Annotated in this window: 18 protein-coding genes; 5 read left to right on the top strand and 13 right to left on the bottom strand. The window is 65.7% G+C overall.

Features of this window, described 5'->3' with window-relative positions; translation table 11 throughout:
- Positions 1 to 69 precede the first annotated feature (69 nt).
- The 4 genes from ACQR1L_RS20650 to ACQR1L_RS20635 form a co-directional block, all read right to left on the bottom strand.
- Positions 70 to 342 carry a hypothetical protein gene (locus ACQR1L_RS20650; protein ID WP_434859756.1) on the bottom strand — a complete coding sequence of 91 codons (273 nt, stop codon included), beginning with the start codon at positions 340 to 342 and terminating at the stop codon, positions 70 to 72.
- A gap of 275 nt (positions 343 to 617) precedes the next feature.
- Entirely contained in the window at positions 618 to 2,522 is a 1,905-nt protein-coding gene (locus ACQR1L_RS20645; RefSeq protein WP_434859755.1) for a propionyl-CoA synthetase, read from the bottom strand.
- 122 nt (positions 2,523 to 2,644) lie between these two features.
- Positions 2,645 to 4,027, bottom strand: a complete 1,383-nt coding sequence (locus ACQR1L_RS20640) for a tetratricopeptide repeat protein (RefSeq protein WP_434859754.1) — start codon at positions 4,025 to 4,027, stop codon at positions 2,645 to 2,647.
- 102 nt (positions 4,028 to 4,129) lie between these two features.
- The gene (locus ACQR1L_RS20635) at positions 4,130 to 4,897 is read right to left on the bottom strand and encodes a tetratricopeptide repeat protein (protein ID WP_434859753.1); all 768 of its coding nucleotides are present in this window, start codon (positions 4,895 to 4,897) and stop codon (positions 4,130 to 4,132) included.
- A 286-nt stretch (positions 4,898 to 5,183) separates the two neighbouring features.
- On the opposite strand from ACQR1L_RS20635, the gene ACQR1L_RS20630 reads away from it, so the two are divergent.
- Positions 5,184 to 5,954 (top strand): hypothetical protein, encoded by a 771-nt coding sequence (locus ACQR1L_RS20630; protein WP_434859752.1) that lies wholly within the window; start codon positions 5,184 to 5,186, stop codon positions 5,952 to 5,954.
- A gap of 132 nt (positions 5,955 to 6,086) precedes the next feature.
- On the opposite strand, the gene ACQR1L_RS20625 is transcribed toward ACQR1L_RS20630, so the two are convergent.
- The 5 genes from ACQR1L_RS20625 to ACQR1L_RS20605 form a co-directional block, all read right to left on the bottom strand.
- Positions 6,087 to 6,887 carry an SDR family NAD(P)-dependent oxidoreductase gene (locus ACQR1L_RS20625; RefSeq protein WP_434859751.1) on the bottom strand — a complete coding sequence of 267 codons (801 nt, stop codon included), beginning with the start codon at positions 6,885 to 6,887 and terminating at the stop codon, positions 6,087 to 6,089.
- A gap of 19 nt (positions 6,888 to 6,906) precedes the next feature.
- The gene (locus ACQR1L_RS20620; RefSeq protein ID WP_434859750.1) at positions 6,907 to 7,278 is read right to left on the bottom strand and encodes a DUF1850 domain-containing protein; all 372 of its coding nucleotides are present in this window, start codon (positions 7,276 to 7,278) and stop codon (positions 6,907 to 6,909) included.
- Positions 7,275 to 9,368 (bottom strand): TRAP transporter permease, encoded by a 2,094-nt coding sequence (locus ACQR1L_RS20615; RefSeq protein ID WP_434859891.1) that lies wholly within the window; start codon positions 9,366 to 9,368, stop codon positions 7,275 to 7,277. Before ACQR1L_RS20615 ends, ACQR1L_RS20620 begins: the two co-directional genes overlap by 4 nt.
- Positions 9,369 to 9,522: 154 nt before the next feature.
- Entirely contained in the window at positions 9,523 to 10,485 is a 963-nt protein-coding gene (locus ACQR1L_RS20610) for a TAXI family TRAP transporter solute-binding subunit (protein WP_434859749.1), read from the bottom strand.
- A 200-nt stretch (positions 10,486 to 10,685) separates the two neighbouring features.
- On the bottom strand, positions 10,686 to 11,165 hold the full coding sequence (locus ACQR1L_RS20605) for a hypothetical protein (protein WP_434859748.1): 480 nt from the start codon (positions 11,163 to 11,165) through the stop codon (positions 10,686 to 10,688).
- A 178-nt stretch (positions 11,166 to 11,343) separates the two neighbouring features.
- Between ACQR1L_RS20605 and ACQR1L_RS20600 the strand changes: the two genes are divergently transcribed.
- The gene (locus tag ACQR1L_RS20600; RefSeq protein WP_434859747.1) at positions 11,344 to 11,646 is read left to right on the top strand and encodes a hypothetical protein; all 303 of its coding nucleotides are present in this window, start codon (positions 11,344 to 11,346) and stop codon (positions 11,644 to 11,646) included.
- 253 nt (positions 11,647 to 11,899) lie between these two features.
- On the opposite strand, the gene ACQR1L_RS20595 is transcribed toward ACQR1L_RS20600, so the two are convergent.
- Complete coding sequence (locus ACQR1L_RS20595) at positions 11,900 to 13,069, bottom strand: hypothetical protein (RefSeq protein ID WP_434859890.1); 1,170 nt, start codon at positions 13,067 to 13,069, stop codon at positions 11,900 to 11,902.
- Positions 13,070 to 13,094: 25 nt separating this feature from the next.
- On the bottom strand, positions 13,095 to 13,724 hold the full coding sequence (locus tag ACQR1L_RS20590; RefSeq protein ID WP_434859746.1) for an NUDIX hydrolase: 630 nt from the start codon (positions 13,722 to 13,724) through the stop codon (positions 13,095 to 13,097).
- Between the two features lie 82 nt (positions 13,725 to 13,806).
- Between ACQR1L_RS20590 and ACQR1L_RS20585 the strand changes: the two genes are divergently transcribed.
- The 3 genes from ACQR1L_RS20585 to ACQR1L_RS20575 all read left to right on the top strand — a co-directional run bounded on the left by ACQR1L_RS20585 (position 13,807) and on the right by ACQR1L_RS20575 (position 16,743).
- Entirely contained in the window at positions 13,807 to 14,229 is a 423-nt protein-coding gene (locus ACQR1L_RS20585; RefSeq protein ID WP_434859745.1) for a PaaI family thioesterase, read from the top strand.
- Positions 14,230 to 14,417: 188 nt separating this feature from the next.
- Positions 14,418 to 15,428, top strand: coding sequence for an aldo/keto reductase (locus tag ACQR1L_RS20580; RefSeq protein WP_434859744.1), 1,011 nt, complete (start codon positions 14,418 to 14,420; stop codon positions 15,426 to 15,428).
- A gap of 1 nt (position 15,429) precedes the next feature.
- The gene (locus tag ACQR1L_RS20575) at positions 15,430 to 16,743 is read left to right on the top strand and encodes a tetratricopeptide repeat protein (RefSeq protein WP_434859743.1); all 1,314 of its coding nucleotides are present in this window, start codon (positions 15,430 to 15,432) and stop codon (positions 16,741 to 16,743) included.
- Positions 16,744 to 16,947: 204 nt separating this feature from the next.
- On the opposite strand, the gene ACQR1L_RS20570 is transcribed toward ACQR1L_RS20575, so the two are convergent.
- Together ACQR1L_RS20570 and ACQR1L_RS20565 are read right to left on the bottom strand one after the other, a co-directional pair.
- A complete protein-coding gene (locus ACQR1L_RS20570; protein ID WP_434859742.1) occupies positions 16,948 to 17,913 on the bottom strand; it encodes an NAD(P)-dependent oxidoreductase in 966 nt (321 codons plus the stop codon).
- Between the two features lie 25 nt (positions 17,914 to 17,938).
- Positions 17,939 to 19,240: a M24 family metallopeptidase gene (locus ACQR1L_RS20565; RefSeq protein ID WP_434859741.1), complete on the bottom strand. Its 1,302-nt coding sequence runs from the start codon at positions 19,238 to 19,240 to the stop codon at positions 17,939 to 17,941.
- Between the last annotated feature and the right edge of the window lie 88 nt (positions 19,241 to 19,328).

Here is a 19,328-nt window from a genome sequence, read left to right as displayed (position 1 = left end):
AGCGACGCCAATGTGGTCGCGAGTGTTGCAGCGCGGTCACGCGCGATGAGACGTACTTGCAATCGCGCGTCAGGGCCGATCGGGATGATTCATCATGTATTCGCCGAGATCGCGCTGCCGCCGATCGGCCCGCGCCTCGGCGCGCTGCCGCTGCACGTCGCGATCCTTGCGGCAGGCGACGTATTCCGCGGACCCCTGCGCGACCTTGCCGCCGGCCTGGCACACCGCGTCGTCGTCGTCATTGCCGAGCGCGACCGCAGGACCCTGATTGCGAGAGGCACAAGCCGTCAGCGAAAGAGCGGCCATCAGCACCAAGGCCAGGCGGGCGGAGGTCTGTCGCATCGGGCGGTCCATTCTCGTCAATCGGCGGTTTGAAGCCGTTGCTTGACGGCAATGGACGCCGGGGTCAAGCCCGGTGCGGCAATCGCCTCTCGTGTCACGAAGACGTCTTCCACCCCTCACCCTGAGGAGCACGCCGAAGGCGGGCGTCTCGAAGGGCGAGGCCCCAGCGCGGGCCTCATGGTTCGAGACGCGTCGCAAGGGCGACGCTCCTCACCATGAGGGTTGGCGTAGACACCGGTGCTGCACATTAAGCAGCGTATTCACGCAGGTAACCACTACACCCGGCTCTTCAGCGCCTCGCCGATTTCTTCCAGCACCTTGGGATCCTCGATCGTGGCCGGCATGCTCCATTGCTCGCCGTCGGCGATCTTCTTGATGGTGCCGCGCAGGATCTTGCCGGAGCGCGTCTTCGGCAGCCGGCCGACGGTGATGGCGAGCTTGAAGGCGGCGACCGGGCCGAGCTTGTCGCGCACCAGCGCCACGATTTCCTTCTCGATCTCGGACGGGCTGCGCGACACGCCGGCCTTGAGCACGATGAAGCCGCAGGGCACCTCGCCCTTGATCGCATCCTTGATGCCGAGCACAGCACACTCCGCCACGTCCGGATGCGACGCCAGGATCTCCTCCATGCCGCCGGTCGACAGCCGGTGGCCGGCGACATTGATGATGTCGTCGGTGCGGCCCATGACGAAGACGTAGCCGTCCTCGTCCTTGAAGCCGGCGTCGGAGGTCTTGTAGTAGCCCGGGAATTCGCTGAGGTAGGATTCCTTGAAGCGGTCCTCCTGCTGCCACAAGGTCGGCAGGCAGCCCGGCGGCATCGGCAGCTTGATTACGATAGAGCCCATGGTGTTGGCGGGCACGGGCTTGGCCGCCTCGTCGACGATGTCGACCTGATAGCCAGGCATCGGCACGGTCGGCGAGCCGTGCTTGACCGGCAACAGGCCGAGGCCGACCGGATTGCCGGCGATGCACCAGCCGGTCTCGGTCTGCCACCAATGATCGATCACCGGCACCTTGAGCTGCTGCTCGGCCCATTCCACCGTCGGCGGATCGGCGCGCTCGCCGGCGAGGAACAGCGTGCGGAACTGCGACAGGTCGTATTTTCGCAGCAGCGTCCCTTCAGGGTCCTCCTTGCGGATGGCGCGGAACGCGGTCGGCGCGGTGAACAGCGCCACCGCCTTGTGATCGGCGATGACGCGCCAGAACGCACCGGCATCGGGCGTGCCGACCGGCTTGCCCTCATACATCACCGAGGTCGCGCCGTGGATCAGCGGGCCGTAGATGATGTAGCTGTGGCCGACCACCCAGCCGATATCCGAGCCGCACCACCAGACTTCGCCGGGCTTGATGCCGTAAAGATTCTCCATCGACCATTTCAGCGCGACCAGATGCCCGCCATTGTCGCGTACCACGCCCTTCGGCTTGCCCGTCGTCCCGGAGGTGTAGAGGACGTAGAGCGGATCGGTCGCGAGCACGGGCACGCAAGGCGCGAGCTTGCCGTTGGCCAGCGCCGATTTGCGCAGCGCCGCCCAATCATAGTCGCGGCCGGGCTTCAGCTCGCAGACATGCTCGGGACGTTGGAGAATGATGCACGCCTTGGGCCGGTTGTCGGCGAGATCGATCGCCTGGTCGAGCAGCTGCTTGTACTGCACGATGCGGCCGGGCTCGATGCCGCAGCTCGCCGACAGCACCAGCTTCGGCGTCGCGTCGTCGATGCGGGTCGCGAGCTCCTTGGCCGCGAAGCCGCCGAACACCACCGAATGCACCGCGCCTATGCGCGCACAGGCGAGCATCGCGACCATCGCCTCCGGGACCATCGGCATGTACAGGATGACGCGGTCGCCCTTGCCCACGCCGAAATCCTGCATGATCGCGGCGAGCGTCTGCACCTCCTTCAGCATCTCGGCATAACTGAGCCGGGTGACCGAATTGGTGAGAGGCGAATCGTGGATCAGCGCCAGCTGGTCGCCACGGCCGGCGGCGACGTGGCGGTCGAGCGCGTTGTAGCAGGTGTTGACGACGGCGCCGGCAAACCAGCGGCCATAGGCGCCCATCGTGGGATCGAACACCTTCTTGGCCGGCTCGATCCAGTCGATCGCGCGGGCGGCCTCGGCCCAGAACCCTTCGGGGTCCTGCACCGACCGGGCATGGACCTCGTGATAGCGGCTGGCAGCGCTCATGACGTTTCCCCAAGATCTCTGTTTATTCCCGACTATTGTCCGGGACAAAGCGACAGTTCAAGCCGTCATGAATTGATCTGGATCAGGCGAGGCCTTGCGGCCCGGTCATTTTCCCGGATGGATCAATCGGCGGCGTCCCGAAGCGTGTCGAGGCGGCGCTGCAGGGCTAGACGAAGGTCGTAGCCGGGCTTGCCGAACCGGGCGTTACGTTCACTCAGGAAATCGCGCTGCGTGCTGCGCAGCTCGGCGGCGGCGCGGCCACGGGACGATTTCAGGAGCTTCGCATAGCCCTGGGAAATGCCGAGGTCGAGCACCGACAATTGCGGGTCCGCACAGATGACCTTCTCGACCTCGCGCCGGGCGGTGGCGCAATCGAACGACGGCCCGCTGCGCTCCGACGGCGCGTTCAGCGGACGCGGCGCCTCGGCACCGAACTTCTTGATCTCGGCGAGCATCGCGCGACGGCCTTCCGCCGCGTTTTCGTTACCCGGATTCAGGCGCAGCGCGGCTTCATAGTCGGCGAGGGCTTTGGCGCGTTCGCCCATCTTCTTGAACAGAACGGCGCGGTTGTTGTAGGTGGACGCGAAATCCGGATCAAGGCGCAACGCCGCATCGTAGTCGCTCAGGGCCGAGCCGAGCTCGTTCTTGTACTGATAGGCGTCGCCGCGGTTGGTCAGGAAATTCGCCTTCGGCTGCATCTTGATCGCCTGGTCGTAGTCGGCGATCGCCTTGTCGTACTCCTTCATGGCGGCGTAGGTGAGGCCGCGATTGTCGTAATATTCCGGCACCTTCGGATCGCGGCGGATCGCCTCGCTGTCATCGGCAAGCGCCTTGTCCATCTGGCCGAGCTTCTTGTAGGCCGCGCCGCGATTGGTGAAGGTGCGGGGACGGTCCGGATCGAGGCGGATGGCCTCGTCATAGTCGCGCACCGCCTTCTCATTGTCGCCGCGCAGATAGAACGCGACGCCGCGGTCGGCATAGGCCTGCGCGAAATCCGGCTTCAGCCGGATGGCCTGGTCGAAATCGGCCAAGGCGCGATCGAGCCGGCGCTGCGTGACATAGACGACGCCGCGCTCCTCATAGGCTTCGGCGTCGTTCGGATCGAGCGAGATCGCCATGCTGAGATCGGCCGCCGCCTTGTTGGCATCGCCACCGGCCACCCGCAGGTAGTCGCCGCGCAGCCGGTATGCGCGGGCGTTCTTGCCGTCGAGGGCGATGGCGCGGTCAAAATCCTTGAGCGCCTGGGTCATTCCACCGGGCGTCCGCGCGCGGATGTCGGCACGGACGACGAGCGCCATGGACTGGTCCTTCGGCGAGCTCGAGGCCTGCTCGATCACGGCCGTGCAGGCGGTGATCAGCTCCGCCGGCGGCGCCTTGCTGCCCCATGTGCAGTCCGTGTCCGCGGCAAAGGCCGGGAGGGCTCCGAGACCGAGAACGAAACCGGCCGCGAGGCGGAGCGTGCGGTAAGAGGATCGGGATGAAAGCGAATGACGGACGGTGTGCATAGCTGTGGTCTCGGCTCTGAATCCGACGGGTGCAACTGGGAGATGCTGGTCTCCCCCGTTGTCGTCCGCGCCCGGAACCGGGTTCAAGCCGCTGGCCGATGGTTAATAGCCGTCGACGCCGTTCAACCGCCGCAGCCGATCCTGCATCGCCTTCTTGAGATCGTAGCCGGGCCGGCCATACGAGGCGTTTCGCTTCGAAACGAAGGCCTCCTGCTCGCGCTGCAGGGCCCGCGCGGCCGCAGGCCCCTGGGCCTCGCGCATCACCCGCGCATGCGAGCCGTCGATCTCGCGATCGAGATTGGCCAGTTCGGGATCGGCGCAGATCGCCTTCTCGACCGCGCGGCGCGCGCCGGCACAGTTGAAGCTCGGACGCCCGGCTACCGCCATCTGCGCGCCGAGACGCTCGAGCTCGACGGCGAGGTCATGATAGTTGCTGCGCGCGCTGACGTGATCCGGGTTGAGCCGTAGCGCCGCGGCGAAATCGGCCAGGGCCTTCGGGCGGTCGCCCTTCTTTCGATACAGCTCGCCACGCGCGTTGAAGATGTTGGCCAGCGTCGGATCGAGCTGCAGGGCGACGCCATAGTCGGCGATCGCGCGATCGGCCTCACCCCGGATGATGTAGATCGAGGCGCGCGCGATCAGCGCATTGATGCGGTCGCTCTTGGGAACCTTGGCATTGTCGATCAGCGCCCCGCATTCGGTCAGGACCTTGTCGCCGTCACGCGCTTCGGACGCCGCGATGCAAGCGGCGGCGTCGACCAAGGGCTCCTTGCCCGGTTCGGCCGCGCCCACGGCGTGCGCCGCCGTCGCGAACAACAATCCGGAGGTGATGAGCGCGGCCAGCCGCGCATTCCCGCGGCGAACGTTCATGGCCTGCGCTAAAGCGGATATCAGCAAGCGGCTGGTTCTCTCAAGGCGTGGACAAGCCGGACAACGGCGGCAAAGCAGTGCTTTCCGTCAACTATACAGCCGCGGCGCGGCCGCGGAAGTCCTTCCGCGCCGACATGCTGCCGCCGCCCGTGCCGAGTCGTCCCCGCAGGCAACTGACATGCGCGTGATCATCCGACGCGTCCGGCTCGCGAACTCGTGGATGCAGCGAGGCCTTGGCGATAGCACGGGAATTGAACCTCAGGCAGTCGCGGCAGACACAACCTCCATGACGATCCTGACAGAGCATTCGCGCGCACGCGGCGTCATTGCGTCCCCGGCGCGCTATTTTTATTTCAACATGGCCCTGGCCTGCATGGCCACCGCCTTCCTCGGCTTTGCGCCGACCTACTGGATGCCGCTGGCGCGCGGCTCGTTCTCCGGCGCGCCCGTGGTTCATTTCCACGGCTTCCTGTTCTTCACCTGGACGCTGTACTTCACCCTCCAGACGTGGCTTGCCGCGTCAGGCCGGACCGCCTGGCACCGCTCGCTCGGCATCTTCGGCGTCTCGCTCGCCACCGCGATGACGATCTTCGGGTTCCTGGTGGCGGTTGAAGCGATGAAACGCTCCGCCGCGATCGGCCAGCCCAATGAAGGCATCGCGTTCGCGATCGTGCCGCTCAGCGGCATCGCCTTCTTCGCCGTCGTGTTTGCCCTCGCCGTCATGTACGCGCGGCGGCCGGAGACGCACAAGCGGCTGATGCTGCTCGCCGGCATCTCGCTGCTCGACGCCGCCGTGGCGCGCTGGTTTCTTACTTTCCTCGCACCGCCCGGCCCGCTCGGCCCGCCGCCGGTGTTCGTCACCATCCCGCCGGCCTTCGTCGCCTATCTGCTGCTCGTCGTCGCCATCATCTACGACCGCCGCACGTTCGGGCGGGTCCATCCGGTCTATGTCTATGGCGGCCTTGCGCTGATCGCGGTGAAGCTCCTGAACTGGCCGATCAGCATCACGCCGGCGTGGCATGCGATCGGCGGCAGCATCCTGGCGATGGCGCAGTAGCCACTGCTCTTCAGTCACCCACCGCCGTCATTGCGAGGCGCCGAAGGCGACGAAGCAATCCAGAGTCCTTGCAGAGCCCCTGGATTGCTTCGCTTTGCTCGCAATGACGGAGAAAAGTCTCACAGACTCGACTCAACTCCGGCAGGTCAGCCCGCCGTCGACCACCAGCGTGATGCCGGTGACGTATTTCGACTCGTCCGACGCGAGGAACAGCGCCGCGTTGGCGACGTCGAATGCGTCGCCCATGTGCCCCATCGGCACCTGCGCATCTCGCTTCTTCCACATCTCCTCGACATCGCCCTTGGCGTAGCTCGCAGCCAGGCCTGCGGAATGCTCAACCATCGGCGTCTTCATCAGCCCGGGCAGGATCGCGTTAACGCGGACATGCTTGGGCGCGAACTCGACCGCTGTCGTGCGCGTCATCTGGTTCATGGCCGCCTTGCTGGCGCCGTAGCTGACATAGGAGATGCCGACCTGCCGGATCGAGGCGACCGACGAGATGTTGATGATCGAGCCGCCGCCCTGCCCGACCATGACCGGAATGACGTGCTTCATCGCGAGATAGGCGCTCTTGAGGTTGACCGCGAACACGCGGTCCCATTCGGCCTCCTCGACATCGACGACGCTGCCCATCTCGGCAATGCCGACATTGTTGTCGAGCACGTCGATGCGGCCATAGGCAGCCAAGCAGGCCTTGACCATCGCCTCGACCTCGGCCGCCTTCGACACGTCGGCGGTGTAGGCCTCGGCCTGCCCGCCTTCGCCTGAAATGATCGCGGCCGTCTCGGCCGCCGCTTCCCTGTTGCGGTCGACGCAGAACACCTTCGCGCCCTGCCGCGCGAAGGTCACTGCGGTCGCCTTGCCGTTGCCCCAGCCCGGCCCGATCGAGCCGGCGCCCACCACCAGCGCCACCTTGCCCTCGAGACGTCTCATCGCGCTCTCCCGTTGTTTGTTATTCGTTGCAGGCGCTCATCGTAATCGTGGCGCCGATATCATGGCCGACAATCTCCGAGATCGTCTGGCATTGTCCGTCGTGACAGATCCGCCATTCGCCGGCGGCGCCGGAATTGGCGAGCACGATGCGCGACAGCGGCTCGCGATCGACGGACCATTGGTACCATCCATCGACCAGCCGCGCCTCCGGCGGCGGCTCCATGCCGGCACCGGAGCCCTTCACACGGGCCTGCACCAGTTGCAGGCCATCGGCCGTGACGCGCCAATCCTCCTGCCAGGCGGTCTTCTCGACCGAATGCGTCCAGGCCAAAGTGAAGCCGGCCAGCGCCAGCGCTTTCACCACACCCGACGTCGCGAGACAGAGGCTCAAGCGGACGCCGCCACAGGCGAAGGCGGCCGCTGCCGCCATTGCCAGCCGACGATCACCACCGCCAGCGCGAAGCCCAGCACGTCGCTATAGGGGAATTCGCCGAGCAGGCAGACCGACGCGATGAACGCCAGCAGCCGCTCGATCAAGGTCATGCGGGTATAGAGGAAGCCGATCGCGACCATGCCGAACAGGCCGATCGCGACGAGGGCCTTGACGAAGGCATACGCCACCGCCCCGTAGAAGCCGATCTGCGCCTCCATCGGATCGCCCGCCTGCAGCATCAGCGCCGGCGAATAGACGAACAAGAAGGGAATGACATAGCCGGCGAGCGCGATGCGCATTGCCTCCCAGCCGATCTTGTCGGGGTTCTCCTTGGCGATCGGTGCGGCAGCGAGCGCGGCGAGAGCCACCGGCGGCGAGAGGTCGGCCATGATGCCGTAGTAAAACGCGAACATGTGGCTCGCGATCAGGGGCACGCCGAGCTTGGCGAGCGCGGGCGCGGCGAGCGCGGCCGTGATGATGTAGGTCGGGATGGTCGGAATGCCCGTGCCGAGCAGGATCGACAGCAGCATGGTCATGATCAGCGCCGCGAACAGGCTGGTCTTACCCAAACCGATCACCCAGCTGCCGAAGATCGAGCCGACGCCGGTCTGCGTCATCATGCCGATGATGACGCCGACGATGGCGCAGGCCATGCCGACGGTGAGCGCCGACTTGGCGCTTTCGGCCAGCGAGTCGCGGCAGGCGTGCAGCGTCGCCATGCCGCCCCGGACGAAGCCGGTGATGATGACCAACGCGACCACGACGGAAGCGACGGGAACGATCTGCAGCCCGTTGCGTGACAACGCGCCGACCACGAGCGCGAGCCCGATCCAGAACACGTAGCGCAGCACCTGGTTGGAAAAGCCCATCGTGATCGAGGTGCCCAGGATCAGCGCCACGGTGAGCGCCAGTCCCATCGAGCCGGCATAGAGCGGCGTGAAGCCCTCGAACAGCATGTAGACGAGAGCCGCGAGCGGCAGCACGAGGTACCAGCGCGCGACCAGCGCCTTCCAGGCGCTCGGGATCTCCGACGGCTTCATGCCGGTGAGGCCGTGCTTGCCGGCTTCCAGGTGCACCATCCAGAAGGCGGAGGCGAAGTAGAGAATGGCGGGGATGACGGCGGCCTTGACGATCACCGAGTAGTCCACGCCGAGCGTCTCGGCCATGATGAAGGCGACCGCGCCCATCACCGGCGGCATGATCTGCCCGCCCATCGAGGCCGTGGCCTCGACACCAGCGGCGAAGGCGCGGCGGTAGCCGAACCGGATCATCAAGGGAATCGTGAACTGGCCGACGGTGACGACATTGGCGACGCCAGAGCCGGAGATCGTGCCCATCATGCCCGAGGCGAACACCGCGACCTTGGCCGGGCCGCCGCGGGTGCGCCCGAACAGGCCGAGCGAGACGTCAGTGAAGAGCTGGATCATGCCGGCATGTTCGAGGAACGAGCCGAACAGGATAAACAGGAAGATGTAGGTCGCGGAGACATAGATCGGCACGCCGTAGAAGCCCTCGGTGCCGAACGACAGATGCGTGATCACCTGGTCGAAATCATAGCCGCGATGGTTGAGAGGCGCCGGCAGATACTGGCCGAAGAACCAGTACAGCAGGCAGGCGCCGCACATCAGCGGCAGCGCCAGGCCCATCAGGCGGCGCGTGCCTTCGAAGATCAGGACGGCGAGCAAGGTTCCGACGACGAGGTCGGTGCGGGTGGGATCGCCGTCACGGGCGATCAGGTCGGCATAGAAGATCCACTGATACAGGCCGCACAGGAAGCCGATCGCCCCGATGGTCCAGCCGGCGATGCGGCCGGCATCCGTCTTGGCGGTGAAATTGCCGATCAGGCCGAAGGTGAGCAGCAGCAGGAAGCCGACATGGACGCCGCGCACGACCTGGCTCGGCAGATAGTTGAAGGCGGCGACGTAGAGCTGGAACAGCGCGAAAGCGAGACCGATGCCATAGGCGAGATAGGCCCAGCGGCCGGGGCCAAAACCTTCGGGAAAGCCGTGCTCGAAATTGTCGAACTCGACCTTGACCGGCGTCTCCATGTTCACGGCTTCGATCGTCATGATGCCCCCAGCACGCCCTTGCCAGATGCTGCCGTCCAGCGGCAGCCACCTGAAACGATAAGACTGCGCGGGAGCAGGTCCCGCGCAGTCGGATGCGAACGGTCCTGCGATGCAGGCCGGAGAAACAGCGCCCTTACTTCAGGACGCCTTTTTCCTTGTAGTAGCGGATCGCGCCCGGATGCAGCGGCACCGGGCTGTCCTGCGCCGCGGTTTCCAGCTTGATCTCCTTGCCGGCGGCGTGCGCGTTGACCAGCTCGGGCAGCGACTCGAAGATCAGCTTCGTCATCTGGTAGGCGAGATCGTCGGAGACCGCGGAGCTAGTGACGAGATAATTGATGACGGCCGCGGTCGGCACGTCCTTGTCCTGGCCGGTATAGGTGTTGGCCGGGATGGTCGCGGCCACGAACGGCGATCCGATCTTGTCGACGACCTCCTTCGGCACCGAGACCACGGTGATCGGCGACGAGGTCGACAGATCCTTCAGCGAGGCGACGCCGAGACCGGCCGATTGCAAGGTCGCGCCGAGCTGGCGGTTCTTCATCAGATCGACCGATTCGGCGAACGGCAGATACTCGACCTTGCCGAGATCCTTGTAGCTCATGCCGGCGGCGGCGAGGATCGCGCGCGAGTTCAGCTCGGTGCCGGACTTCGGCGCGCCGACCGACAGGCTCTTGCCCTTCAGGTCGGCCAAGGTCTTGATGCCGGACTCGGCGGTCGCGACGATCTGGATGTAGTTCGGGTAGATCGCGCCGAGCGTGCGCAGCTTGTCCAGCTTGCTCTTGAAGCCGGCCTCCTCCTCGCCGTTCCAGGCCGCTTTCAGGGAGTCGCCGAGCGCGAAGGCGAGCTCGCCGCGGCCCTGCTGCAGCAGGATCAGGTTCTCGACCGAGGCCTTGGTGGCCTGCACCTGGGTCTTCACGTTCGGGATCTTGTCGCCGTAGATCTTCCCGATCGCGACGCCGAGCGGATAATACACGCCGGAGGTGCCGCCGGTCAGCACGTTGATGAAGCTCTGCGCCTGCGCCGCGGGCGCGGCCAGCAGGCAGGCCGCGGCCATGATCAAAGCGGTTGCAGTGCCTGAGAATTTCAAGAAGCGCATGGGTCCTCCCGTTGATTTTGCCGGCAAATTGGACGGATGCGGGCGCGGGGTCAACCCATCCGAAAGACGGCCACGCCGCGACGCAGATCCAGCCAGGAACCGGCAGAGGACGGTTTCAACCCTGCATTGACGAGCTCTCAGGCTTCATCGACAGATGCGCTCGACCGCGGGCCGGGAGCGCACCACTCCAGCCGGACGTCTCATTGGAAGTTCATGTCGAGGCATTTGGAAATGTCTGAGCCCAGCCCAGACGAGATCGTGATGCAGCCCCGCAGCTTCTGCTGGGTCGTGTCCGCGACCCAGAGCGAATAGCCGCCATTGCCGAAGAAGGAGTTGGTATTGGCCGGCTCGGTCTCGGTCGCATCGAACTCGTACTTCGAGTCGGCCTCGAAGACCCGCGGCTTCTTGGCGCAGCCGCCATCAACCTGGACGTTGATGACCTCCTTGTTGTCGCGCGTCAGCGACAAGGTCATCTGGCAGCGGAAATACTCCGAGGTCTTCACGTTGAACAGATAGGTATAAGAGCGGCAGACGCGGGTATCGAGCTTGCCGGCGGCGCGGCCGCTGCTGCAGGCGATCCGCTGGCCGTTCCAGAGCTTGAATTCGTCGGCATGCGCGGCGGACATCAAGGTCGTCAGCGAAAACGCCGCACCGATCCCGATTTTCGTGACGAGCTTCATTCGAATCATCCCCAACCCGATTTTCTTGCTTCATGTTTCTAGACCATGGCTGCAGGATAGTCGCGGAATCGATGACGGAAAATCCCGAACCGGTTGCGGCCAAGCGGTAATCCAGCTCGTGCGCGGGACGCCGCGTTGTTCGTGATTTGTTCGAAGAAGCCTGACCTGGAGAGGAATGATGACGACGACGTTGACCCGGGCATTCGTTCTCGCCGGAATGCTGTTGATGCTTTCGGGTGCGGCCCAGGCGGCTCCGCCGGAGCCATGGGAGCTGAGAACCGACATGGCCTACGCCTACGGCAAGGACGGCAAGACGCTGGCCTACAAGATGGGCACCAGGAATGCCGACATGCTGCTGAAGGGCGCCAAGAAGGTGCCGAAGGGAACGCTGTTCTTCGTCGGCCAGAACGGCCAGCTCTACATGCGGACCGCGCCCTATCTCGAAGGCGACGGCAGCTTCTCGTTCGGCGCGGACGAGTGAGTTCGCCTGTGACATTGGGCCCGATCGCGCCTCATCAACGGTGTCGTCCCGGCCTCCGAGCCGGGACCCATAACCACCGCCCTCCATTGGTGAGCACGCTGGAGCCAGACTCATCGCCCCCCCCACGTCCTGTGGCTATGGGTCCCGGGTCGGCGCCTTGCCGTCGCGATGCGACGTCAAGGCTTGCCCGGGACGACGGCGGTGAATGTGGTGCGAGCGCGTTTCGCTCACTCCTGCGATGGCAAGACACTCCTCAGAACGCCGCCGCCAGTTCCTTGGCGCCCGGTAGGTTGCTGAGCGAATCCATCCTGGCATCGGTGACCGCGAGCAGCTTCGCCACCGTGTTGTGACGAACCGCAACCGGGTTGCGCTCGTAGCCGCCGCGCTGGAAGAAGTTCGCGGTCGGAACCTGGTCGCGCATCTCCTGCGGCATCGTCACCATGTCGAAGCCGGTGCCGTCGCCGGTGAGGTTCATCATCTCGAGCTCGGCGGCCGACAGCGGCCGCGTGTAGCCCTTGGCGCGCGCGAATAGCACCGACGTCAGCAGCTTGTGGGTCTGCAGCATCGGCCCGACATCGATGTCGAGCACCATCGCATGCATGGCCCACCCTTGCGGGGTGTTGCCCATCTTCTCATGGGCCGACCACTCGTCCGGCACCGAGCGTGCGATGGCGACCATCTTCTTCAGGACCGAGAGCTTGTGCTCCATCGCGCCCCGCGCGGGACCCGAGGTCTGCGCCACGCGCTCGCCGAGTAGGCGGATGAACAGCGGCCCCTGCTCCGCGAGCAGTTCGACCGTATTGGCCGTCAGCAATTGATTGTAGCCGATCGCGGTCGAGATCGCGCGGTTGCCCTTGAAACCCGATTGCGAGTCGTGGCGGCCATTGCCGCCGGTCTCGAAGGAATAGACGCGCACCGCCTGCTCACGGGTCAGCCCCGACGCCGCTGCGAAACGGGCATAGGCACGCTTGAAGTCGATGTCATTGGTTGGCCGCTGCGGCGACCATTGGAAATGCTCCTGCGCCGCCTTCAGGAGATCGGCGACGACCGGAATGTACTTCCGCTCGCGCGGCTCGCCCTCGGGCTCCGGCTCGGGGTTCACCGGCCGCTTCGGTCCGGTATAGACCGGCGGCTGCTCCAGCACATAGTCGTCGAGCCCGATCGGCTGGCGGTCGCGACGCTTGGCGTTGCGAATGCGGCGCTTGTCCGAAATCGCCTTCCAATAGGCGCCCGCCTCCTGGTCGAACTCCGCGCGCGCCTGCTGGTATTCGGCGAGCTTGCGCTGGTACTCGGCAATTGCGGCCGGCGAGGCCATCTGGGCCAGCGCATCGCGCGGGGCGGGTTCCCGGGCGAGCAGCGGCGACGCGCCCGCGACAGCGCAGGCGAGAATCAGGGCAAGCTTGCGAATCGGCTGATGCAGCATGCCGCCCTTGTAGCCGAAACGGTGGTTACTTCCAGGCAAACACCGGCTGTTCCAGGTCGTGCACGCGGGTGTCGCGGCCGGCCAGCACTTCGCGGAACTGATAGATCAAAGCGGCGGTGGGCGCGTGGATCAGGCCCTCGCGGGCGTGAAAGCGGATCACGCGCCGCGTGCTTTCGGGTATCGCGGTGAAATCGAACGCGTCATCCGCGGTGACCGCATCGAGCCCGATTCGATGCACCGAGGCGACCTCGTCGGGATTTGGCCGCAGCGTGCGGCCATTGGTCGCCCAGACGATGACGGGGGTAATCAGATAGCCCGACCGGGTCGGGTAGTCGTCGAGCAGGCCGAGCACGGCGTCCGGCATCAATGTCAGCCCGAGTTCTTCGTCCAGCTCGCGCAGAGCGCCCTCGATTGGCGTCTCGCCGGCATCGCAGCGCCCGCCCGGCAGGGCCCATTGGCCGCCATGGCTGCGCAGTCCGGATGCCCGCAGGGTGAGCAGCAGCGTGGTGGCGCCGGTGACGTCATGCGGGGCCAGTGCGATGGCGACGGCCGCGCGCTTGAGCGGCGGCGTTTCCGGCATCGTGTCCAGCCGTACGAAGCCCGCGCAGCAGGTCTCGATTTTCCGTCGTGTGGCATCGTCGAACGGCATGGCCATGCAAGCTTGACTACACCAGGCCGGCGACGGATGAAACGACCGAGAGAACCGCAATTGGACGCGACGAGGAAGGTCTTCAGCGATGACGAAATCAGCCGCGGCGAAAATGAAGTCCGACGGCTGGGAGATCGTCGACACCTCCGGCTTCCTGCATCTGATCGGCCCGCTGTGGCAGCGGGTCGTCGAGGGCGTGCACGAATACGCCATCGTCACGGAAGACAAGCACCACAATCGGCGCGGGCTCGTCCAGGGCGGCGTGATCATGACCCTCGCCGACCGGAGCTGCGGCATGACCGCCCGCTATGCCGCCGGCAAGGAGCATATGGCCACGATCCAGTTCGACACGCATTTCGTCGAGTCCGGCAAGATCGGCGAGACCCTGGTATCGCGGCCGCATGTGGTGCGGATCACCCGCAGCCTGGTGTTCATCACGACCGAGGTCACGGCCGCCGACCGCGTGATCGCGATGGCCTCGGGCGTATTCAAGATTTTGAAGAGCGAGTGAGAGCCCCACTCTCTCCGCCGTCATTGCGAGCGCAGCGACGTGTCCGCCGAAGCCCGCGGGGCGAAGGCGGAAGCAATCCAGAGGGCTACGCGCGCGACCCTGGATTGCTTCGCTGCGCTCGCAATGACGCGCGGAGCGAGCTATCTTCGATCAAATCCATCTGCGCGTATGGCAGGAATGAGGCCTCAATGAACTATCGCCAGCTCGGCCGCTCCGGCCTGAAAGTGTCGCCGATCTGCCTGGGCACGATGATGTTCGGCGGCCCGACCGACGAGGCGGCCTCAGGGCGCATCATCGCCAAGGCGCGTGACGCCGGAATCAATTTCATCGACACCGCCGATGCCTACAACAAGGGCGCCTCGGAAGAGGTCGTCGGCCGCGCCATCGCGCGGGAGCGCGACCGCTGGATCGTCGCCACCAAGCTTGCCAATCCGATGGGCGATGATCCCAACCGCGCCGGACTGTCGCGGCGCTGGGTGCTGCAGGCGGCCGACGAGAGCCTGAAACGGCTCGGCACCGGCCACATCGACATCTACTATCTGCACAAGGAAGATCACGCGACGCCGCTGGCGGAGACGGTGCGGGCGATCGGGGACCTGCTGCGTGCCGGCAAGATCCGCTATTTCGGCGTCTCCAACTACCGTGCCTGGCGCGTCGCCGAGATCTGCAATCTCTGTGACGCGATGGGCATCGATCGTCCCGTCGTCAGCCAGCCCTATTACAACGCGATGAACCGCATGCCGGAGGTCGAGCATCTGCCGGCCTGCGGCTATTACGGCCTGGGCGTCGTGCCCTACAGCCCGCTGGCGCGCGGCGTGCTCACGGCCAAGTACAGTCCCGATGCGCCGCCCGACAAGGAGACGCGCGCCGGACGCAACGACTCCAGGATGATGCAGACCGAGTGGCGGCCGGAATCGTTGAAGCTGGCGCAGGAGATCAAGCGCCACGCCGAGGCCAAGGGTTTCACGCCCGGCCAGTTCGCCGTCGCCTGGGTGCTCAACTCCGCCTTCATCAGCTCGGTGATCGCGGGTCCACGCACGGAGGCGCAGTGGGACGACTACATCCGCGCACTGGACTATCCGTTCGCCGCCGATGACGAGGCGATGATCGACCGTCTGGTGGTCACCGGCCATGCCTCGACTCCGGGCTACAACGATCCGGCCTATCCGATCGAAGGCCGCAGGCCGCGGGTGGGCTGAGATGGAACAGGATCGCTACGGCCTGCCGCTTTCGACCGCCTCCGCCGAGGCGGCTGCCGCCTATCGCGAAGGCGTGGATCTCCTGCTCGCGTTCTGGCCGGGCGCGACGGACGCCTTCGAACGCGCCATCATGCTCGATCCGGATTTTGCGCTGGCCCACGCCGCGCGGGCCCGTATCCACGCGATCTACATGCAGCGGGAAGCGGCGCTGCAGACGATCAAGCGCGCCCGCGACCTCGTCGCCAAGCGCGGCACGGAGCGCGAGCAGAGCAACGTTGCGACGATGACACTGGCCATCGAAGGCCGCAGCGCGGACGCGCTGACATCGACGCTGGCGCATCTGGAGAAATGGCCGCGCGATGCCATGATCATGGCGCTGCCGCTCGGCGCCTTCGGTCTGCTCGCCTTCTCCGGCCGGAGGGATCACGACGCCGCCCGGCGCGACCTCTGCGACCGCTTTGCCGCCGCCTATGGCGAGGACTGGTGGTTCATGTCCAACCATGGCTGGGCGTTGACCGAGGCCGGCGACGTGGCGCAGGGCCGCGCCATCACCGAGCGCGGTTTTGCGCTGCGCCGGAACAACGCCTATGCCGTTCACGCGCTGCTGCATGCGATGTTCGAGGCCGGCGCCTATGATGAGGCAGATAGGCTCGTCGACGATTGGATCGGCGGCTATGACCGCACCGGCATGCTGCACGGTCACATCTGCTGGCATCAGGCGCTGGGCGCGCTCGACCGCGGCGATGCCGCCAAGGCACTGGCCGTCTATACCGACGTGCTGGTGCCGACGATGGACACGGCGCCGCCGCTCAACACGCTGTCGGACTGCGCCTCGCTGCTGTGGCGGCTGAGGGCGGAGAACGACCTCGTACCGGATGGCGCGTGGACCGAGGTCGCGGCCTATGCCAGCCCGCGTTTCACCGGCTCGACACTCGCCTTCGTCGAGATGCATCTGATGATGATCGGCGCGGCCACCCATGACACCGCGGCTCTCAAGGGGCGTCTCGCCGCAATCGAGCGGCGACAGCTCGAGGCCAAGCTCCCGGCGGGGCCGATCGTGCCCAACATGCTGCGCGCCCTGCGGGCCTTCGCCGAGGAGAATTGGCGCGCCTGCGCGCGCGAGCTCACACCTGTCATCGGCGACCTCGCCCGCATCGGCGGCAGCCACGCGCAGCGCGAGGTGATCGAGGATACCTACATCCTGGCCCTGATCCGCAGCGGCGACCTCGCGAAGGCACGCGAGCTCCTCGACGCCCGCCTGCACCGCCGCCCCTCCGCGCGCGACACGCGCTGGCGGGCGCTGGCTGCGGAGTAGGAAGGCGGCTTCAAGCGAGCTTCAGCCCCTTCGCCGTCATTCCGGGGCAATCGTCAATGCGACGGCGCGAAGCGGCGGCGCGTTGGCGATTGAACCCGGAATCCCGAGATTGTTGGAAACAGGCGCAAGACAAGCTCGAGATTCCGGGTTCAAGGCCTGCGGCCTTGCCCCGGAATGACAGTAATTGTGACCCTGCCCGCTACGCTAACCCTCCGTCTCCAACCCGGTCGGCATCGGCACGTTCTCCGGCTGCAGCTTGAGTCCCGCGGCCAGCGCGACCGTCTCCAGCAGCGCGGCAAAATCCTTCTCCAGATAGGCGGCGGGATCCGATTGCAGCGAGGCCGCACCGACATGGGCCTGCAGCGCCTCGCGCGTCGCCGCGGTCACCGGCATCGCCACGTCGAGCTGACGCGCCGCCGACAGACCGAGATCGAGATCCTTGCGCAGCAAGGTCGGCGTGAAGGTCGTGGTCCAGTCGAGATTGACCAGCGCGTTGCTCTTGTACCTGGTGAAGGTCGAGCCCATCACGCTGGCATTCATGAAGTCGAGGAAGGCATGGCGCGGCACGCCCGCTTTCTGCGCCAGGATGGTAATCTCGGCAAGGTTCTGGATCACGACGCCGAGGAAGACGTTGTGCGCGATCTTACAGATCCGCGCGAGTTCGCCCTCGCCGACATAGGACACGCCGGAGACGGCGATCTTCGCAAGATACGGCTCGATCGCGTCGAATGCGGCCTTGGGGCCCGACACGACTGACGACAGCTTGCCGGCCTTGACGCATTTGCCATTGCCGGACACCGGCGCGCGCACGAATGCGCAACCGAGCTGCTTCAGCCTGGCATCGATCGCCTCGGATTGCTCGACACCGATCGAGGAGCAGTCGACCAGGATCTTCGGACGTGGACCCGCGCCCGACGCGACGACGCCATTGTCGCCGAAATAGACCTGCTCCAGATCCTTGCCCGTCGACACCATCGAGAAAACGATGTCGCATGACGCGAGGTCGCTCGGATGGTCGACGATCACGCCGCCCTTCGCCGCGAGCGGCTCGGCCTTGGCGCGGGTGCGATTGAAGATTGCGACCTTGTGGCCGGCCTTCAGCAGGCGCTCGGCCATCGGATAGCCCATACGCCCCATGCCGATCCAGCCGAGCGAATGCGTCGCTGCCATCTGCGTAACTCCCTCTCAAAGTCGCTTAGTAGCGGTTGGCAATCGGCAGCTCTTCCGCGGGGAACAGCGTGATCACCTGGCAGCCCTTATCGGTGACGACGACCTCTTCCTCGATGCGCGCGGCGGAGAAGCCGTCACTGGCCGGGCAGTAGGTTTCCAGCGCGAACACCATGCCGGTCTTGATCTCCATCGGATTGTCCAGCGAGACCAGCCGCGAGATGATCGGGCGCTCGTGCAGGGCGAGGCCGAGGCCATGGCCGAACTGCAGGCCGAACGCGGCCATCTCCGAGGGAAAGCCGAACTCTTCGGCCGCCGGCCACACCTTGGCGACGGTGTCGGTCGAGACGCCCGGCTTGATCAGCGCGATCGCGTTGTCGAGCCATTCGCGGCAGCGCTTGTAGGCGTCGTGCTGCGCAGGCGTCGCGCGGCCGACATTGAAGGTGCGGTAGTAGCAAGTGCGGTAGCCCTGGTAGGACTGCAGGATGTCGAAGAATGCCTGATCGCCCGGGCGCAGGATGCGGTCGGTGAAATTGTGCGGATGCGGATTGCAGCGCTCGCCGGAGATGGCGTTGATGGCCTCGACGTCGTCGGAGCCCATCTCGTAGAGCATCTTGTTGGCGTGCGCGACGATGTCGTTCTCGCGCACGCCCGGCTTCAGGTTCTCGTAGATCGAGTGATAGACGCCGTCGACCATCGCCGCGGCCTGGTTGAGCAGCATGATCTCGTCGATGTTCTTGATCTCGCGCGCGTCCAGCATCACCTGCTGGCCGTCGACCACCTTCATGCCGGCCTTCTGCAGCTCGAAGAACATCGCGGTCTCCGCGAGGTCGACACCGACCGGCATGTCGGCGACGCCGGCGGCGCGCAAGAGGCTCATCACCTCCTCGGCATGCGCCTTCATCAGCCCGACGGCCGGCGGCACGGTGCCGCGCATGCCGAGCATGCCGGCGCGGCAGTTCTCCGGTGCCAACCAATCACAGAAGATGCGGTGGTGCACGGCGGCCGATCCGAAATCCCACACGATCGGCTCGCCGTCGCCGGCCAAGAGCGCAAAGCGGCAGAGCTTGTCGCGCTCCCATTCGCCGATCTTGGTGCCGGAGACGTAGCGGATGTTGTTGACGTCGAACAGCAGCAGCGCACCGCAGCCCGAGTTCTTGAGGGCCTGTCGCGCCCGTGCCAGCCGGTACCGCCTGAGACGATCGAAATCGACGCGGCGCTCGAAATCGACCGAGACATGGCCGTGCGAGGGGATCGCCCGGCTCCAGCGCCAATGCGGATCGAGATGCTCGGGGCTGACCAGATGGGGTTTCAGCGCGCTCGCTGTCATGTGGACGTTTCCCGTTCGGTTATTGCAATCGATTGCATTAGCCGATTTATTGCATGCACGTTAAGGGTGTCAAGGTAAGACAGGATGG

The sequence above is a fragment of the Bradyrhizobium sp. HKCCYLR20261 genome, from assembly GCF_051168435.1.
GTDB lineage: Bacteria > Pseudomonadota > Alphaproteobacteria > Rhizobiales > Xanthobacteraceae > Bradyrhizobium.
The sequence above is the reverse complement of the archived record's forward strand: the minus strand, read 5'-3'. Positions and strand labels throughout refer to the sequence as shown.

Bases quoted from the DNA above. Each gene is read 5' to 3' on its own strand.
- ACQR1L_RS20650 (WP_434859756.1), bottom strand. From the start codon at position 342: ATGCGACAGACCTCCGCCCGCCTGGCCTTGGTGCTGATGGCCGCTCTT.
- ACQR1L_RS20645 (WP_434859755.1), bottom strand. From the start codon at position 2,522: ATGAGCGCTGCCAGCCGCTATCACGAGGTCCATGCCCGGTCGGTGCAG.
- ACQR1L_RS20640 (WP_434859754.1), bottom strand. From the start codon at position 4,027: ATGCACACCGTCCGTCATTCGCTTTCATCCCGATCCTCTTACCGCACG.
- ACQR1L_RS20635 (WP_434859753.1), bottom strand. From the start codon at position 4,897: ATGAACGTTCGCCGCGGGAATGCGCGGCTGGCCGCGCTCATCACCTCC.
- ACQR1L_RS20630 (WP_434859752.1), top strand. From the start codon at position 5,184: ATGACGATCCTGACAGAGCATTCGCGCGCACGCGGCGTCATTGCGTCC.
- ACQR1L_RS20625 (WP_434859751.1), bottom strand. From the start codon at position 6,887: ATGAGACGTCTCGAGGGCAAGGTGGCGCTGGTGGTGGGCGCCGGCTCG.
- ACQR1L_RS20615 (WP_434859891.1), bottom strand. From the start codon at position 9,368: ATGGAGACGCCGGTCAAGGTCGAGTTCGACAATTTCGAGCACGGCTTT.
- ACQR1L_RS20610 (WP_434859749.1), bottom strand. From the start codon at position 10,485: ATGCGCTTCTTGAAATTCTCAGGCACTGCAACCGCTTTGATCATGGCC.
- ACQR1L_RS20605 (WP_434859748.1), bottom strand. From the start codon at position 11,165: ATGAAGCTCGTCACGAAAATCGGGATCGGTGCGGCGTTTTCGCTGACG.
- ACQR1L_RS20600 (WP_434859747.1), top strand. From the start codon at position 11,344: ATGACGACGACGTTGACCCGGGCATTCGTTCTCGCCGGAATGCTGTTG.
- ACQR1L_RS20595 (WP_434859890.1), bottom strand. From the start codon at position 13,069: ATGCTGCATCAGCCGATTCGCAAGCTTGCCCTGATTCTCGCCTGCGCT.
- ACQR1L_RS20590 (WP_434859746.1), bottom strand. From the start codon at position 13,724: ATGGCCATGCCGTTCGACGATGCCACACGACGGAAAATCGAGACCTGC.
- ACQR1L_RS20585 (WP_434859745.1), top strand. From the start codon at position 13,807: ATGACGAAATCAGCCGCGGCGAAAATGAAGTCCGACGGCTGGGAGATC.
- ACQR1L_RS20580 (WP_434859744.1), top strand. From the start codon at position 14,418: ATGAACTATCGCCAGCTCGGCCGCTCCGGCCTGAAAGTGTCGCCGATC.
- ACQR1L_RS20575 (WP_434859743.1), top strand. From the start codon at position 15,430: ATGGAACAGGATCGCTACGGCCTGCCGCTTTCGACCGCCTCCGCCGAG.
- ACQR1L_RS20570 (WP_434859742.1), bottom strand. From the start codon at position 17,913: ATGGCAGCGACGCATTCGCTCGGCTGGATCGGCATGGGGCGTATGGGC.
- ACQR1L_RS20565 (WP_434859741.1), bottom strand. From the start codon at position 19,240: ATGACAGCGAGCGCGCTGAAACCCCATCTGGTCAGCCCCGAGCATCTC.